At 62.8% G+C, this 14,518-nt stretch carries 15 protein-coding genes; 5 read left to right on the forward strand and 10 right to left on the reverse strand.

Annotated features, from left to right (window positions below; all coding sequences use genetic code 11):
* Positions 1–62: 62 nt before the first annotated feature.
* Positions 63–983, reverse strand: a complete 921-nt coding sequence (locus SPH52_RS18555) for a LysR family transcriptional regulator (protein WP_411796544.1) — start codon at positions 981–983, stop codon at positions 63–65.
* 170 nt (positions 984–1,153) lie between these two features.
* Between SPH52_RS18555 and SPH52_RS18560 the strand changes: the two genes are divergently transcribed.
* Together SPH52_RS18560 and SPH52_RS18565 are read left to right on the forward strand one after the other, a co-directional pair.
* Entirely contained in the window at positions 1,154–2,494 is a 1,341-nt protein-coding gene (locus SPH52_RS18560; RefSeq protein ID WP_411796545.1) for an aspartate aminotransferase family protein, read from the forward strand.
* 36 nt (positions 2,495–2,530) lie between these two features.
* A complete protein-coding gene (locus tag SPH52_RS18565) occupies positions 2,531–4,021 on the forward strand; it encodes a CoA-acylating methylmalonate-semialdehyde dehydrogenase (protein WP_411796546.1) in 1,491 nt (496 codons plus the stop codon).
* Positions 4,022–4,114: 93 nt separating this feature from the next.
* Here the strand turns inward: SPH52_RS18565 and SPH52_RS18570 are convergent, their stop codons facing one another.
* The 4 genes from SPH52_RS18570 to SPH52_RS18585 form a co-directional block, all read right to left on the reverse strand.
* A complete protein-coding gene (locus SPH52_RS18570) occupies positions 4,115–4,693 on the reverse strand; it encodes a hypoxanthine-guanine phosphoribosyltransferase (RefSeq protein WP_411796547.1) in 579 nt (192 codons plus the stop codon).
* 49 nt (positions 4,694–4,742) lie between these two features.
* The gene (gene nagZ, locus SPH52_RS18575) at positions 4,743–5,756 is read right to left on the reverse strand and encodes a beta-N-acetylhexosaminidase (RefSeq protein WP_411796548.1); all 1,014 of its coding nucleotides are present in this window, start codon (positions 5,754–5,756) and stop codon (positions 4,743–4,745) included.
* A gap of 119 nt (positions 5,757–5,875) precedes the next feature.
* Entirely contained in the window at positions 5,876–6,394 is a 519-nt protein-coding gene (locus SPH52_RS18580) for a L,D-transpeptidase family protein (RefSeq protein ID WP_411796549.1), read from the reverse strand.
* The gene (locus SPH52_RS18585) at positions 6,394–7,062 is read right to left on the reverse strand and encodes a TetR/AcrR family transcriptional regulator (protein WP_411796550.1); all 669 of its coding nucleotides are present in this window, start codon (positions 7,060–7,062) and stop codon (positions 6,394–6,396) included. The genes SPH52_RS18580 and SPH52_RS18585 overlap by 1 nt, the downstream gene beginning before the upstream one ends.
* A 198-nt stretch (positions 7,063–7,260) precedes the next feature.
* On the opposite strand from SPH52_RS18585, the gene lexA reads away from it, so the two are divergent.
* A complete protein-coding gene (gene lexA, locus SPH52_RS18590; RefSeq protein ID WP_411796551.1) occupies positions 7,261–7,908 on the forward strand; it encodes a transcriptional repressor LexA in 648 nt (215 codons plus the stop codon).
* A gap of 141 nt (positions 7,909–8,049) precedes the next feature.
* A complete protein-coding gene (dinB, locus tag SPH52_RS18595; RefSeq protein ID WP_411796552.1) occupies positions 8,050–9,099 on the forward strand; it encodes a DNA polymerase IV in 1,050 nt (349 codons plus the stop codon).
* A 2-nt stretch (positions 9,100–9,101) separates the two neighbouring features.
* Here the strand turns inward: dinB and SPH52_RS18600 are convergent, their stop codons facing one another.
* Both SPH52_RS18600 and purU read right to left on the reverse strand, forming a co-directional pair.
* On the reverse strand, positions 9,102–9,773 hold the full coding sequence (locus SPH52_RS18600) for an energy-coupling factor ABC transporter permease (protein ID WP_411796553.1): 672 nt from the start codon (positions 9,771–9,773) through the stop codon (positions 9,102–9,104).
* 33 nt (positions 9,774–9,806) lie between these two features.
* Complete coding sequence (purU, locus tag SPH52_RS18605; protein WP_411796554.1) at positions 9,807–10,661, reverse strand: formyltetrahydrofolate deformylase; 855 nt, start codon at positions 10,659–10,661, stop codon at positions 9,807–9,809.
* Between the two features lie 245 nt (positions 10,662–10,906).
* Between purU and SPH52_RS18610 the strand changes: the two genes are divergently transcribed.
* Positions 10,907–12,490 (forward strand): ribonuclease J, encoded by a 1,584-nt coding sequence (locus tag SPH52_RS18610; protein WP_411796613.1) that lies wholly within the window; start codon positions 10,907–10,909, stop codon positions 12,488–12,490.
* 120 nt (positions 12,491–12,610) lie between these two features.
* On the opposite strand, the gene SPH52_RS18615 is transcribed toward SPH52_RS18610, so the two are convergent.
* The 3 genes from SPH52_RS18615 to moaE all read right to left on the reverse strand — a co-directional run bounded on the left by SPH52_RS18615 (position 12,611) and on the right by moaE (position 14,518).
* A complete protein-coding gene (locus SPH52_RS18615) occupies positions 12,611–12,901 on the reverse strand; it encodes an H-NS histone family protein (protein WP_111412080.1) in 291 nt (96 codons plus the stop codon).
* 152 nt (positions 12,902–13,053) lie between these two features.
* Positions 13,054–14,067 carry a GTP 3',8-cyclase MoaA gene (gene moaA, locus SPH52_RS18620; protein WP_411796555.1) on the reverse strand — a complete coding sequence of 338 codons (1,014 nt, stop codon included), beginning with the start codon at positions 14,065–14,067 and terminating at the stop codon, positions 13,054–13,056.
* A complete protein-coding gene (gene moaE / locus SPH52_RS18625) occupies positions 14,051–14,518 on the reverse strand; it encodes a molybdopterin synthase catalytic subunit MoaE (RefSeq protein ID WP_411796614.1) in 468 nt (155 codons plus the stop codon). Before moaE ends, moaA begins: the two co-directional genes overlap by 17 nt.

The raw sequence follows: 14,518 nt of genomic DNA on the forward strand, positions 1-14,518 counted from the left end.
GTTTATCGGTTACTGCCATTGCACCCGGCGCACGACGCTCTTCACTCGGTAGCCTGCAGCCCTCACTCACCGACCATGCGACGGAGCTCCTCGAGGTAGGTCTCCAGCACCAGGTTGGGCGGGGCTCCCTTGCGGGTAATGGCGCTGTAGTGGGTGAGATAGTGCCAACGCTCGGGATTCAGGGCGCGCATCCGACCACAGTCCACCCAGCGCTCGGCATAGTGGGTCGGCAGGTAGCCGATGTAGCGATTGGAGAGGATGAGAAAGGCGATGCCCTCTCTGTCCGTTGCCGAGGCGGCGGCCCTGAGCGGTTCATGCAGCGCCTTGACCTCAGGGGTCTGGGCATAGGCGGGTACCACGGCATCGCAGTTTGCCAGCTCTCGCTCGGTCACTGCCTCGCTCTCGAACAAGGGATGCCCGGAGGCGCAGTAGAGCTGCGAGGTTTCCGCATACAGCGCAAGGTAGTCGAGCCCCGGCAAGTTCTTGAGTGCCGGTATCACCCCGGTATGCAGGCGGCCGTCCAGCACCGCCAGTTCGATGTCACTGGGCGGAATCATGCGGATGTTGATGCGCACATCCGGGCCGCGCTCCTTCAGTGCGCTAAGGGCGTTGGTAATGTGCATCTGCGGCATGGTCACCAGATTGTCGGTGATGCCGATGTTGAGCTCGCCCTTGAGCCAGGCATGCAGGCCATTGACCCGGGTGCGGAACCCCTCTACCGCGGCCAGCAGCTGCATGGTGGCCTCATAGACCTCGGCGCCCTCGTCGGTCAGCGAGAAGCCGCTGCGCCCGCGCTGGCATAGCCGCAAGCCGAGCCGGGTCTCGAGATCGTTCATCGCCATGCTGATGGCGGCGCGGCTGATGTTCAGCTCCACCTCGGCGGCGGAAAAGCCGCCGCACTCGACCACCTTGCGGTAGATCTTCAGCAGGCGCAGGTCGGCATCGCTGGGCTGAGCCGAGAGGGCCTCCTTGCGGCGTGACATGAGCACTCCCCCTCCTTCATGACGTATGAATTCGAGAGTATCGCCGCCGGGCGACAAAGTTAAGTAATCGCTTGCATGAAATTAAAAACATCTGGATTTAACTTAGCATCGAGCCGGACTAGCCTGCTTGCAAGAGACCAACAACAGCAATGCCAACAGAGGGTACTGACATGACAGCTCGAGAGACCCTGCACGCTGGCCTGAGCCAGGAGCAACTGGACGCCTACTGGATGCCCTATACCGGCAACCGTCAGTTCAAGCGTGACCCTCGGATCATCGTGGGTGCAGAGGGCAGCTACTTCACCGATGCCGACGGTCGCCGCATATTCGATGCTTTATCCGGCCTGTGGACCTGCGGCGCCGGCCATGGCCGTCCCGAGATCACCGAAGCCGTGGCTCGACAATTGAAGCAGTTGGATTACGCCCCGGCTTTCCAGTACGGTCACCCCAAGGCCTTTGAGCTGGCCCATCGCATTCGCGGGCTGACCCCGCGAGGTCTCGATTATGTATTCTTTACCGGCTCCGGTTCGGAAAGCGCCGACACTTCGCTGAAGATCGCCCGCGCCTACTGGCGCAAGAAGGGCAAGCCGACCAAGACCAAGCTGATCGGCCGGACCAAGGGCTATCACGGCGTCAACTTCGGCGGCATCAGCCTGGGCGGTATCGGTGCCAACCGCGTGCTGTTCGGCCAGGGCGTCGATGCCGACCACCTGCCCCACACCCTGCTCGCCGAGAACGCCTTCACCAAGGGCATGCCCGAGCGCGGTGCCGAACGTGCCGAGGAACTGCTGGAGCTGATCGCCCTGCACGATGCTTCCAACATCGCCGCGGTTATCGTCGAACCCCTGGCCGGATCGGCCGGCGTGATTCCGCCACCCAAGGGTTACCTGCAGCGGCTGCGCGAGATCTGCGACCAGCACGACATCCTGCTGATCTTCGACGAGGTCATCACCGGCTTTGGCCGCATGGGGTCCATGACTGGCGCCGAGGAGTTCGGCGTGGTGCCGGACATCATGAATGTGGCCAAGCAGCTGACCAACGGTGCGGTGCCCATGGGTGCCGTTATCGTACAGGGCGAGATCTATCAGACCTTCATGGAACAGGGCGGCCCCGACTACATGCTCGAGCTGCCCCACGGCTACACCTACTCCGGCCACCCGGTAGCCTGCGCCGCAGCACTGGCGGCCCTGGACGTGCTCGAGAACGACCGATTGATCGATCGCGTACGGGAAATAAGTCCGGTGTTCGAAGCCTCGTTGCACAGCCTCAAGGGTACTCGCTACGTCAGCGACATTCGCAACTACGGCCTTGCCGGTGCGCTGCAGATCGAGAGTTACCCCGGCGAGCCGGCCCGTCGCCCCTTCGAGATCGCCATGAAGTGCTGGGAGAAGGGCTTCTACGTGCGCTACGGCGGCGATACCATCCAGCTAGGCCTGCCCTTCATCGTCGAGCGCGACGAGATCGATCGGCTGGTGAATGTGCTGGGTGAAACCCTTGGCGAACTCGACTGAATACCACTAACACTCGTTTTACCTAGAGGTAATGCAATGACCACGCTCGGCCATCTGATCAACGGCGTACGCGTCAACAGCGAAGGGCGCACCCAGGATATCTTCAACCCCTCCACCGGCGAGGTCGGTGGCCAGGTCAGCCTGGCCAGCAAGGCCACCGTCGAGGAAGCCATCACCGCCGCCCAGGCCGCCTACCCGGCCTGGCGCAACACACCTCCGGCCAAGCGCGCCCGCGTCATGTTCCGCTTCAAGCAGCTGCTGGAGGAGCATGCCGACGAGATCTGCCGCCTGATCGGCCAGGAGCACGGCAAGATCGTGCACGACGCTCAGGGCGAACTGCAGCGCGGCATCGAAAACGTGGAGTATGCCTGCGGCGTACCGGAACTGCTCAAGGGCGAGCACAGCAAGAACGTCGGCCCGGGCATCGACTCCTGGAGCGAGTTCCAGCCACTGGGTGTGGTCGCCGGTATCACGCCCTTCAACTTCCCGGCCATGGTCCCGCTGTGGATGTACCCGATAGCCATTGCCTGCGGTAATACCTTCGTGCTCAAGCCCTCCGAGCGCGACCCGAGCTCGGCGCTGTTCATCGCCGAGCTCGCGCTTGAGGCGGGCCTGCCCGCCGGCGTGCTGAACGTCGTCAACGGCGACAAGGAAGCCGTCGACGCCCTGCTCGACGATCCGCGCGTGCAGGCCGTCAGCTTCGTCGGCTCCACGCCGATCGCCGAGTACATCTACGGCCGCGCCAGCGCCAACGGCAAGCGCTGCCAGGCACTGGGCGGCGCCAAGAACCACGCCATCGTGATGCCCGATGCCGACATGGACAACGTCGTCAACTCCCTGACCGGCGCCGCCTTCGGCTCATCGGGCGAACGCTGCATGGCGCTGTCCGTGGCCGTCGCCGTAGGCGATGCCGCTGCTGACGCCCTGATCGCCAAGATGCGGGAGCAGATGCAGGGCCTCAAGGTCGGCCCCTTCGCCGATGCCGGCAACGATTTCGGCCCGGTGATCACTAAGGCCCACCAGGAGAAGGTCTGCGGCTACATCGACAGCGCCGAGGCCCAGGGTGCCGAGATCGTCGTCGACGGCCGCGGCGTGCAGGTGTCGGGCTTCGAAAACGGCTTCTATGTCGGTGGCACCCTGATCGACCGTGTCACCCCCGAGATGACCTGCTACCAGGAGGAAATCTTCGGGCCGGTGTTGCTGGTGGTCCGCGCGGGCTCCATGGAGGAAGCCATGAAGCTGATCGACGACCACGAGTATGGCAACGGCACCTGCATCTATACCCGCGACGGCGAGGCCGCCCGCTATTTCAGCGACAACATCCAGGTCGGCATGGTCGGTATCAACGTGCCGCTGCCGGTGCCGGTCTCCTACCACAGCTTCGGTGGTTGGAAGCGCTCGCTGTTCGGCGACCTGGCCGCCTATGGGCCGGATGCCGTGCGCTTCTACACCAAGCGCAAGACCATCACCCAGCGCTGGCCGTCGGCCGGGGTCCGCGAAGGGGCACAGTTCTCGTTTCCTTCCTGAGTCACTAGCCTGAGTCCCTGAAACATTGATCTCTGTGCAAAAGAAAGCCCGGCCACCAGGCCGGGCTTGATCTTGGGGACTTGCTTGTGGAACCTAGAGCCCCTTGGGAGCGAAGATTCCCGGTGCGTTCCGCCAGTAGCCCTTGTAATCCATGCCGAAGCCGAACACGTAGCGGTCGACCACTTCGAGGCTGCAGTAATCGGCCTTGAGCCCCGGTACAGCCTTGCGGTCGTGGCGCTTGTCCACCAGCACCGCAGTGGAGATGCTGGCCGCACCTGCCTCGCGGCAGTAGGCAAGTATCGCGGCCAGGGTCGCACCCTCGTCGAGGATGTCGTCGACGATCACCACGTGGCGACCGGCCATGGGTATCTCCGGCGAAACCCGCCAGAACAGCTCCCCTCCGCGCAGGCCACCACGATAGCGAGTCGCATGGAGGTAATCGACCTCCAGCGGAAAACCCAGGCGGGTCAACAGGTGGCCGGTGGTGATCAGGCCACCATTCATCACGCAATAGAATACTGGCAGCTTGTCGCCCAGGTCGGTGGTGATCTGCTCGGCCATGCGGTCCAGCGCACGTTCGACCTGCTCATGGCTGATCAGGCAATCGGCGTTCTCCATGACATCGCGCATGGTGGTCAGGGATTCGTGAAAATCGGCTTCGAGCTTGGGCATGAAGGACTCGTCTCAACGCAGGTAAGCGAATAGGAAAAGGTAGGGCGGGTCAGAGCGAGGCCATGGCCTCGAGGCGTGCATGGACTCGACGCCAGCGCCCCAAGGCTTCGATCGCCCCGATGTCGGGGCGTGCCCGACCATAGCGCAAGCGCGCCGTCAGGCGTGTGGTTCGCCCCTGGCAGGCTTCCAGCGCCTCGAGCGCAGCGGCACGGTCATTGCACACCAGCACCATGTCGCAACCGGCATCCAGCGCCGCCAGGGCTCGCTCTCCCGGCGTACCGGCAAAGCTGGCACCCGCCATGCCGAGATCGTCGGAAAAGATGGTGCCCTTGAAGCCAAGCGACTCGCGCAACAAGCCAAGCCAGCTGCCGGAGAAGCCCGCCGGACGCGAATCGAAGGCGGAATAGATGACATGGGCCGGCATGACGCCATCAAGGCGTGTGGCGAGTTCGGCGAAGGGTATCAGATCATGCTGACGCAGCGCTTCGAGAGGGCGATCGTCAACCGGTAACTCCAGGTGCGAATCAGCCGCTACGCTGCCATGACCGGGAAAGTGCTTGCCCACCGCCGCCATGCCGGCTTCGTGCAGGCCGCTGATGAATGCGCCAGCCATGGCCGCCACGGCCCGAGGGTCGGAGGAAAAACTGCGATCGCCAATTACGCTGGAAATGCCGGTGTCGACATCGAGCACCGGGGCAAAGCTGAGGTCCAGCCCGCAGGCCGCCATCTCCATGCCCAGGAGCCAGCCGGCATCCAGGCACAGCCTCAGGGTCACTTCCGGCGTCGTGTCATAGTCCCGACCGATCCGTCCCATGGCGGGCAGGCGCGTCACTCCTTCTCGCAGCCGCTGGACACGACCGCCCTCCTGGTCGATGGCCAGCAGCAATTCGGGACGCACGCGCCGAATACCGTCGCAAAGCTCCCGCACCTGCCGCGCATGCTCGACGTTGCGGCCGAACAGGATGACACCCCCTACTTCGGGACGCTCGAGCAGTGCGCGCTCTTCCTGACGTAATGCGGTGCCTTCCAGATCGAGCATCACCGGGCCGAGGGTCTGGGTCATGATCGGTGTCCTTGGGGCCTGAAAGGGAGCTGATTCTAGACTAAAGCCGCTTGCGGCAACAGCCATCCATGACACACCGGTTCCAGGCTCTGCCTGAACCCGATTACCACCCTACTCGTTCATTCATGCAGCCAGACCGGCGTGCCCGGCAATGCCAGCGCGAAGACCTCCAGCAGCGCCTCGTCACGCATGCGAATGCAGCCATGCGAGCGCGGCTCGCCCATCGGCTGATCCGGCGGCGTGCCGTGTAGATAGATATAGCGTCTCTGGGAGTCGACGTCGCCGCCGCGATTGACATTGCGCTCGAGCCCGCACAACCACAGGATGCGAGTCAGTATCCAGTCGCGCCCGGGCTGGGCGTCGGCCAACGCCGCACTGTATACCTCGCCGGTGGGGCGTCGGCCGCGAAACACGGCGCCAACCGGCTGATCGGCACCGATTGCAGCCCGCACGTAGTGCCAGCCCAGCGGCGTGCATCCACTGCCCTCGCGCTGGCCCGTCCCCGCCAGCGCCGTCGACACCGGCCACTCCGCCAAGGGGCGCTCGCCCTGCCAGTGGACGAGGCACTGGCGACCGACATCGACCTCGAACCAGCGCCCATCCTGAGGCGGCAATGCGTCCAGTCGAGGCGTTCGCATCAGCTTGCCTTGGCCGGCTGCATGGCGGGAGGCGGCGGCAGAGGAGCGTTCATGGCAGCCACCACCACGGGTCGCAGGCGCCGTATCAAATCGCGTACAGAGACATGCTCGTGGTAATCCTTCTCGGCAATGTCACGCAGCGCATCGAGACCGGACAGCGTGAAGATCACCGTACCGAGGACGAAGTGCAGGCGCCAGAACCGCTCGGCATCGGGTAGCTCGGGGGTGGCGCGTCGCACTAGGTCGGTAAAGCGGGTGAAGACACTGCCGTACTCCTCCTGGATATGACGCCGCAGGTGCCCCTGGGCCTGGCTGTAGGCCAGCCCCAGCAACTTCATGAAGACCTTGAGGCTGTGCTTCTCGGCAGGCACCTCGAGCACGGTGCGTGCCATGGTTTCCAGCAGCTCCTCCAGCGGAATGATGCCACCGGCGTGACGCGCCTCGAGCTCATCCAGGGCATGGTGGAAGCGCACCGTGAAGGGATCGAGATAGCGCGAGAAGACCGCCTGGATCAGCGCCTTCTTCGAGCCGAAGTGATAGTTGACCGCGGCGAGATTGACGCGAGCCTTGCTGGTGATGGTGCGCAGCGAGGTTTCGGCGAAGCCGCGTTCGGCGAACAGCACCTCGGCAGTGTCGAGGATGCGCGTGACGGTATCGGTCTGGGCCATGATCACTTTCCACTGGAAACAACTGTTTTAAACATAACAAAAGTCTACGTCATTACGCATTATCGCTCAACGTATGGAAAACCGAGAGCGTTTTAAACGACCTAAGCAAGAGAGCCGCCCCCAAACATCACCTTTTACTGTATGGGCTTCCATGCTGTATACTTGACCAATACGGCAGTCACGCCATTGGAGTTAGCCATGACACGCCCTCTCACCTCGCGCCAGCAGAACGTTTATGACTTCATCGTCAAGACCATGAACGAACTCGGCTACCCGCCTACCCGTGCAGAAATCGCCCGCGCGCTGGGCTTCCGTTCGCCCAATGCCGCGGAAGAACATCTGCGCGCACTGGAACGCAAGGGCGTGATACGAGTGATTCGGGGCACCTCGCGCGGTATCCGCCTGCCGGCCCAGGAAGCCGACAGCACCGTCAGCGAGCCGGGCAACGAGGGGCTGCCCATCATTGGTGAAGTCGCCGCCGGTAGCCCCGTCCTTGCCGCCGAGCACATCGACCGCTATTGCCCCCTGCCCCCGGACTTCTTCACCCCGCGCGCCGATTACCTGCTCAAGGTTCGCGGCCTGTCGATGAAGGATGCCGGCATTCTCGAAGGCGACCTGCTGGCCGTGCACCGCACTGATCGCGTACGCGACGGCCAGATCGTGGTGGCACGCCTGGACGACGAGGTCACGGTCAAGCGCTTCCACCGCCAGGGGCATCACGTAGTGCTGGAGGCCGAGAACGCCGACTTTGCGCCTATCGAAGTGGATCTGCGCCACCAGGCGCTGGAGATCGAGGGCATCGGAGTGGGAGTTATACGCGGCGGCAGCGGCCAAGCTTTGGGTTGATCGCTTCCTGGCCTCGACCATACGGCGTTGGGGCTCTCCTCGGAATGCTCATTGACTTCAGTCAACTCCGCTTCCTCGTCGAGCTCCGCCTGGTCTGGTCATTGCCCAGAAAGCGCTCCAGCTGAGCGGAACAACGCACCAATGAACCGCAAGATTCTGCATGCCGATTGCGATTGCTTCTACGCCGCGGTGGAGATGCGTGACAACCCGGCGCTGCGGGAGGTGCCGCTGGCGATCGGTGGCAGCGCCGAGGGGCGCGGCGTCATCTCCACCTGTAATTACCCTGCCCGCGCCTACGGCATCCATTCCGCCATGCCTACGGCGCGGGCGCTGCGCCTGTGCCCACACCTCACCCTCCTCCCCGGCGACTTCGATCGCTACCGCGAAGCCTCGCGGCAGCTGCTTGAGATCTTTCACGAACTGACGCCGCTGGTGGAGCCGCTCTCGCTGGACGAGGCGTTTCTCGACGTCACCGCCGTGACCCGCTTCTCGGGCAGCGCCACCTGGATGGCGCGCTGGCTGAAGGAAGAGAGCCTCAAGCGTGTGGGGATCACCGTCTCGGTAGGCGCTGCTCCGTCGAAATTCCTGGCAAAGATTGCCAGCGACTGGGAGAAGCCGGACGGCCTTACCGTCATTGCCCCCTCCCAAGTGGACGATTTCCTCCGCGAACTCCCGGTGGCCAAGCTGCACGGCGTTGGCCCGGCCACGGCCAAGCGCCTGCACAGCCTCGAGATCGCCACCTGCGACGATCTCCGGCACATTCCGCTGGAACGTTTGCTGCAGGAGTTCGGCAAGTTCGGTCGGCGCCTGTTCGAGCTGGCCCGGGGCATCGACGACAGGCCGGTGCGTGTCGAGCGCGAGCGCAAGTCAGTCAGCGTGGAGACCACCTTCGCCACAGACCTGCCCGATATGGCGCACTGCCACACCCAGCTGTCGCCGCTGTGCGAACGCCTCGAGGCACGCCTTGCCCGCCATGGCCATCCTCCCATCGCCGGCATCTTCGTCAAGGTACGCTTCGACGACTTCTCCCTTACTACCCTCGACTCTCGCAGCGGCCTGCCGACTCCCGACACCTTTGCCTCACTGATGCAGCAGGCCTGGGCCAGACGCCAACGCCCGGTGCGCCTGCTGGGCGTCGGGGTACGACTGGCGCAGGACGACGCGCGGCGACAGCTCAGCCTGCCGCTATAGACTCACTTGGTATCGATATAGCGATGGTCGTTGAACGTTGCGACCCAACTGGGGTGATAGACCATCAGTACGCTGAGCAGCATGCCGGTGATAAAGGCTTCCGAGGGCATCAGCAGTGGCAGGAAGAGTGCGTACTCCTTGGCCAGGTAGATCGCCTCGGGATCGACGGCACCGAGCATCACCAGTGCCAGGCCAGCAAGGCCAGTACCCAGGGTAGCCAGCGCCGCACCGAAGAAACCGCACAGGAAGAGAAAGATCATCAGGTTATCGGGCAAGTAGCGATCCACGATGCGCCATGTCGACACCATGATCGCGATCGGTATCACTCCGGTAATCAGCACGTTGACGCCAAGCAGAGGCCAGCCGGCCTTGCCCAGCAAGACCAGCGAGAGGTTGGCCAGCAGGTTGCTCACCAAGGCCAGCGGCGCCTTGAAAATCAGTGTCATCAAAGCCGTCAGCATCAGGTGCAGCGTCAGCCAGTCGACCGACTGAGCCCTGAGCTGCCACAGCAACACGACAGCCACACTCGCCGCCAGCCAGCGGTGCTGCAGGGCACGATCGGCCAACAGAGCCTGCCAAGGACGCTGGGTCAGCGCCAGGGCCACTATCGACAGTGCGATCAGCCCGCAGGCGATAAGCAGCCAAGGGGCCAGAATCAGCTCTGAAAAGGTCATCGATGCACTACCTGCAAAGGTCAGCTGCCGAGGTCAGGCAAAGACAACGGTCTTGTTGCCATGAATCAGTACCCGGTCCTCCAGGTGCCAGCGCAAGCCGCGTGCCAGCACTGCCTTCTCCACGTCGCGTCCGAAGCGAACCAGGTCCTGCGGCGTATGGCAGTGGCTCACTCGATGTATGTCCTGTTCGATGATCGGACCGGCATCCAGCTCCTCGGTCACGTAGTGACAGGTAGCACCGATCAGCTTGACTCCCCGTAAATGGGCCTGATGGTAGGGCCGTGCACCGGCAAACGAAGGCAAGAAGCTGTGATGGATGTTGATCACCCTGCCGGCATAGCGTTGGCAAAGCCGCGGCGGCAGAATCTGCATGTAGCGAGCCAGCACCACGGTATCGGCCTCCAGTGCCTCGACATGTCGTTCCATCTCGTCGAAGGCTGCGTTCTTGTCGTCGGCAGCGACCGGCACGTGGTAATACGGCAAGCCATGCCACTCGACCATGCTGCGCATGTCGTCGTGGTTCGAGATCACCCCGACGATATCCCCCTCCAGCTCACCGGCCGTCCAGCGATACAGCAGGTCGACCAGACAGTGCGACTCGCGTGAGACCATGACCACTACTCGTGGACGATAGCGGGTGTCGCGCAGCGCCCAGTCCATGTCGAACTCGCGGGCTACGGGCTCGAACGCCTCCTTCAGCTCGGCAGCCGTCATACCAATGGAGTCGGCGAATATCTCGTAACGCATGAAGAAGCGCCCGGCTTCCAGGTCGGAGTGCTGGCTGGCTTCCGTTATGGAACCACCGTGGCCGGCGATGAAGCCGGAAACCCGGGCCACGATGCCACGGCGGTCGGGACAGGAAACAACGAGACGATAGTAATGAGACATGGACCCAACCTGGTGCGTACGGTATTCAGAGAGCACGCATTGTAGCGAACTCATCAGATACGGGACACGTCCAACTCCCAACTCGCTGCCGGCATCGCATTTGTGGTGGGTCGCGACGTTCCCGTATAGTGAAGTTTCCATTGCCTGGTCATGATTTGCCGATGTTTTCGACTCACGCCACCATTCGTCCCCGCCGCCGCTCCCCGCTTCACTTCCTGCCACTGGGGGGCTGCGGTGAGATCGGCATGAACCTGGGGCTCTACGGACTTGGGAATGAATGGATCGCCGTCGATTGCGGCATGATGATCCGCCAGGATCTGCCGGACACACCGCTGCAGGTGCCCAGCCTGGAGACACCAGAAGCACTGGGCATTCGCCCCACGGCCTTGGTCCTCACCCATGGGCACGAAGACCATATCGGTGCAACCGCCTGGCTATGGCCCAGATGGCAATGTCCCATATACGCCACGCCGTTGGCGGCCGGCCTGTTGCGGGCCAAGTTCCACGAGCGCGGCCTTGCCGTCGACGCCATTCAGGTGGTCGAACCCGGCGAAGCGTTGGAGAGCGGCCCTTTCACCCTGCGCTATCTTCCCGTGACCCACTCGATCCCGGAAAGCTGTGCCCTGCTTATCGTTGCCGGGGACTATCGCGTACTGCATACCGGCGACTGGAAGCTCGATCCGGAGCCATTGATCGGCCCGCCGGTAAAGGATTCACTGTTTCGCGCCCTGGCGCCGGTGGATCTGGTGGTCGGCGACTCCACCAACGCTCCCATGCCTGGCCATTCACGTAGCGAAGGCGAAGTGGCCAGGGCGCTCGAGCATCGTCTCGCCCAGTGTGCGGGGCGCGTCGTGGTGACCTGCTTCGCCAGCAACCTGGCCCGCGTACTGGCCGTAGCCCGAGCTGCCGAGCGCTGCGGCCGCCGTGTCAGCCTGATGGGCCGAGCCATGGAGCGCATGGTGGCGGTGGCCCGCGGTCTTGGCTACCTGGAAGACATGCCGGCTCTGGTACCGGTCGGCGATCTTGGCTATCTGCCGCCTTCGGAAATCCTGGTCATTGCCACCGGCAGTCAGGGCGAACCTCGCGCCGCCCTCAGTCGACTGGCAAACGGCCGGCACCACAGCTTCGAACTGATGGCGGGCGATACCATCCTCTTTTCGGCCAAGGCAATTCCCGGCAACGAACGTCAGATCGAGCGCCTCAAGCATGCCCTGAGCCAGCTCGACGTAGCGGTATGGGACGAGTTCAATCACCCCGAGCTTCACGCCTCGGGGCACCCCGGCCAGGACGAACTACGCACTTTCTATGGCTGGATAAAACCGCGCCATTTGCTGCCGGTCCATGGCGAACGTCGTCACCAACAGGCACACCAGGAGTTGGCGGAATCGATGGGGATACAGGCGCCATTGGCGCCGGTCAATGGCGACCTGATCCGGCTCGATGGCGATGGCCTGAGCCTGGAGTCGCGTCATCCGCAGCGTCCTTGCATCGTCAGTCAGAATGCCGTCACTCCCTTGCCAGGGCTGACGGCGGAGCGAGGATCATCGCGCCATGGCATTCTGCATCTCGCCCTGTCGATCACCCCGACCCGAACGGGCTGGACACGAATTGGCCGCCTGATGATGGACGCCCACCGCGTCAGCGCCATGGATGAAGACAGCTTTACCGAGTGGCTCGACGAGCGTTTGGAGGAAGTCGAAGCGGAAACCTTGGCTGAACTCCGGATCGCCCTGCAGCCTCTTATCACGTCCTGGCTGGGGCAACACCTGCGTCAATTACCAGACGTCCACCTTCAGTTGATTGCCGTGGAAGCGCCGGCTTATCGTTGAACACGCTCGTGCCTTGGTCGGCCAGACGTAAGGAGAGGTACGGGTAGCAGGTCGAAGGTGACACTTCGTGCATCACCCCCGACCCGAGTTGTGCAAGCAGACGATTCGTGCCGTTCAGGCTCACGAACCGCTGGCGTTCTTGGGCGGACGACCACGTCGACGACGCGGCTGTTCCCCCACGAGATCTTCCACGGAGAGACCGGCATCACTCATGGCCTCACGGATCTCAGCCAGTTTCTTTTCCTTGTCCGCTTCTTCCTGTTTGCGGAGCTTCTCCTCTTCATTTTTCTGCTCGATGACCTCGCCGATCACATCGGAGAGCTTGTGCAGCTGCTCCATGCTCAACTGGCGAGCCGCAGCCCGAGCCACGTTCTTGTTACGGGCGATGCGCTCCAGGGTTTCGCTGGACATTGGCCTCCTCCATGCAAGAAAACGACGAGTAAGCCTCGAGGCTCACTCGTCGAAAGTATATGCCGATTTGCCGAATTGGCAAGAAAAGACCTTTACAACGCAGGGCAGAATATTGCGAAAGAAAGTGAGCAAAAGCGAGTTTCTGCCGGCGCTCAGCCGCCGGTCATGTTCATGAAGCGGACGATCTGGACATCGCCATCGGTGGTGAAATAATGGCGCTCGGGCTTGAGCGGAAGGGCTGCGACGATGGCGCGCTTCAGGGCATCGAGGTCGCCTGGATGCTGACGCAGCACGGCGCGCAAATCGACCGAGTGCTCATTGCCCAGGCAGAGCAATAACCTTCCTTCAGCCGTGACACGCACCCGATTGCAGCTGGCGCAGAAGTTATGGCTATGAGGAGAAATGAAGCCAATGCGACTGTCGCTGTCGACCATGCGGTAATAGCGTGACGGTCCAAGCGTCGATTCCGCAGTGGGTATCAGCTCGTGGCGTTGCTCGATGAAGGCCTTCACGTCATCGCTCGAGCAGAAGGTTTCGGCGCGAGAGTGGTCGGAAACATCCCCCAGCGGCATCTCCTCGATGAAACTCAGGTCGACTCCTTCGGCCCTGGCGAACTCGACCAGGTCGAGTACTTCGTCGTCATTGCGCCCCTTGAGGATGACGGCATTGAGCTTGATCCGCTCGAAGCCGGCTTCCTGCGCCGCACGCAACCCGGCCAGCACTTGCTCCAGGTTACCGGTGCGGGTCAGTTCACGAAAACGCTGTGGGTCGAGCGTGTCCAGGCTGATGTTGAGCCGATCCAGGCCAGCCTCGCGCAGGCGCCCAGCGTACTTGACCAGCCCTGCTCCGTTGGTGGTCATGGCCAGATCGCGCAATCCCGGAAGCGTACTGGTCTGCTCGATCAGTTGGTCGATACCGCGTCGCACGAGGGGCTCTCCACCGGTCAGGCGGATTTTCTCCACGCCCATTTCGACGAACGCTCGCGCCACCAGTCCCAACTCTTCCAACGTCAGGATCTGTGCCCGAGGCAGGAAGGTCATCTCTTCGCTCATGCAGTAGACGCAGCGAAAATCGCAGCGATCGGTGACGGAGATCCGCACATAGCGAACTCTTCTGCCGAAGCCATCGATCAATTCAGACGGCAAGGTCTCAGGGGATTTTGTCATTATCGCTCTCCCAGCGTCTGGCATCCCGTTGGTCGGATTCGCGCTCGGCAACCCAGTAGTCCCCGGTAATGCTGTGTTCCTTCTTCCAGAAAGGCGCACGGGTCTTGAGGTAGTCCATGATGAAGTCGCATGCCTCGAAGGCCGCACGGCGGTGAGCACTGGCAACCACCACCAATACGATAGGATCTCCCGGCGAAAGACGTCCAACGCGGTGGATGACACGCACTCCCTGAAGCGGCCAACGTGACTCGGCTTCTGCGACGATCTCCCCCAAGGCGGCTTCCGTCATGCCAGGGTAGTGCTCGAGCGTCAAGGCGTTCACGTCGGGACGTTCGTTGAAGTCGCGCACAAGCCCGGTGAAGCTGACCACCGCCCCCACGTCCGAGCGCCCCTCCAGCAACTGATGCTGCTCGCTACCTGCATCGAAGGGAGCCTGCTGAACCCGGATCAT

This window comes from Halomonas sp. A29 (genome assembly GCF_046723295.1).
GTDB lineage: Bacteria > Pseudomonadota > Gammaproteobacteria > Pseudomonadales > Halomonadaceae > Halomonas.

What these genes read in the sequence shown, in the direction of transcription:
- SPH52_RS18555 (WP_411796544.1), bottom strand. Translation starts at nt 983, where the DNA reads ATGTCACGCCGCAAGGAGGCCCTCTCGGCTCAGCCCAGCGATGCCGAC.
- SPH52_RS18560 (WP_411796545.1), top strand. Translation starts at nt 1,154, where the DNA reads ATGACAGCTCGAGAGACCCTGCACGCTGGCCTGAGCCAGGAGCAACTG.
- SPH52_RS18565 (WP_411796546.1), top strand. Translation starts at nt 2,531, where the DNA reads ATGACCACGCTCGGCCATCTGATCAACGGCGTACGCGTCAACAGCGAA.
- SPH52_RS18570 (WP_411796547.1), bottom strand. Translation starts at nt 4,693, where the DNA reads ATGCCCAAGCTCGAAGCCGATTTTCACGAATCCCTGACCACCATGCGC.
- nagZ (WP_411796548.1), bottom strand. Translation starts at nt 5,756, where the DNA reads ATGACCCAGACCCTCGGCCCGGTGATGCTCGATCTGGAAGGCACCGCA.
- SPH52_RS18580 (WP_411796549.1), bottom strand. Translation starts at nt 6,394, where the DNA reads ATGCGAACGCCTCGACTGGACGCATTGCCGCCTCAGGATGGGCGCTGG.
- SPH52_RS18585 (WP_411796550.1), bottom strand. Translation starts at nt 7,062, where the DNA reads ATGGCCCAGACCGATACCGTCACGCGCATCCTCGACACTGCCGAGGTG.
- lexA (WP_411796551.1), top strand. Translation starts at nt 7,261, where the DNA reads ATGACACGCCCTCTCACCTCGCGCCAGCAGAACGTTTATGACTTCATC.
- dinB (WP_411796552.1), top strand. Translation starts at nt 8,050, where the DNA reads ATGAACCGCAAGATTCTGCATGCCGATTGCGATTGCTTCTACGCCGCG.
- SPH52_RS18600 (WP_411796553.1), bottom strand. Translation starts at nt 9,773, where the DNA reads ATGACCTTTTCAGAGCTGATTCTGGCCCCTTGGCTGCTTATCGCCTGC.
- purU (WP_411796554.1), bottom strand. Translation starts at nt 10,661, where the DNA reads ATGTCTCATTACTATCGTCTCGTTGTTTCCTGTCCCGACCGCCGTGGC.
- SPH52_RS18610 (WP_411796613.1), top strand. Translation starts at nt 10,907, where the DNA reads ATGAACCTGGGGCTCTACGGACTTGGGAATGAATGGATCGCCGTCGAT.
- SPH52_RS18615 (WP_111412080.1), bottom strand. Translation starts at nt 12,901, where the DNA reads ATGTCCAGCGAAACCCTGGAGCGCATCGCCCGTAACAAGAACGTGGCT.
- moaA (WP_411796555.1), bottom strand. Translation starts at nt 14,067, where the DNA reads ATGACAAAATCCCCTGAGACCTTGCCGTCTGAATTGATCGATGGCTTC.
- moaE (WP_411796614.1), bottom strand. Translation starts at nt 14,518, where the DNA reads ATGATCCGGGTTCAGCAGGCTCCCTTCGATGCAGGTAGCGAGCAGCAT.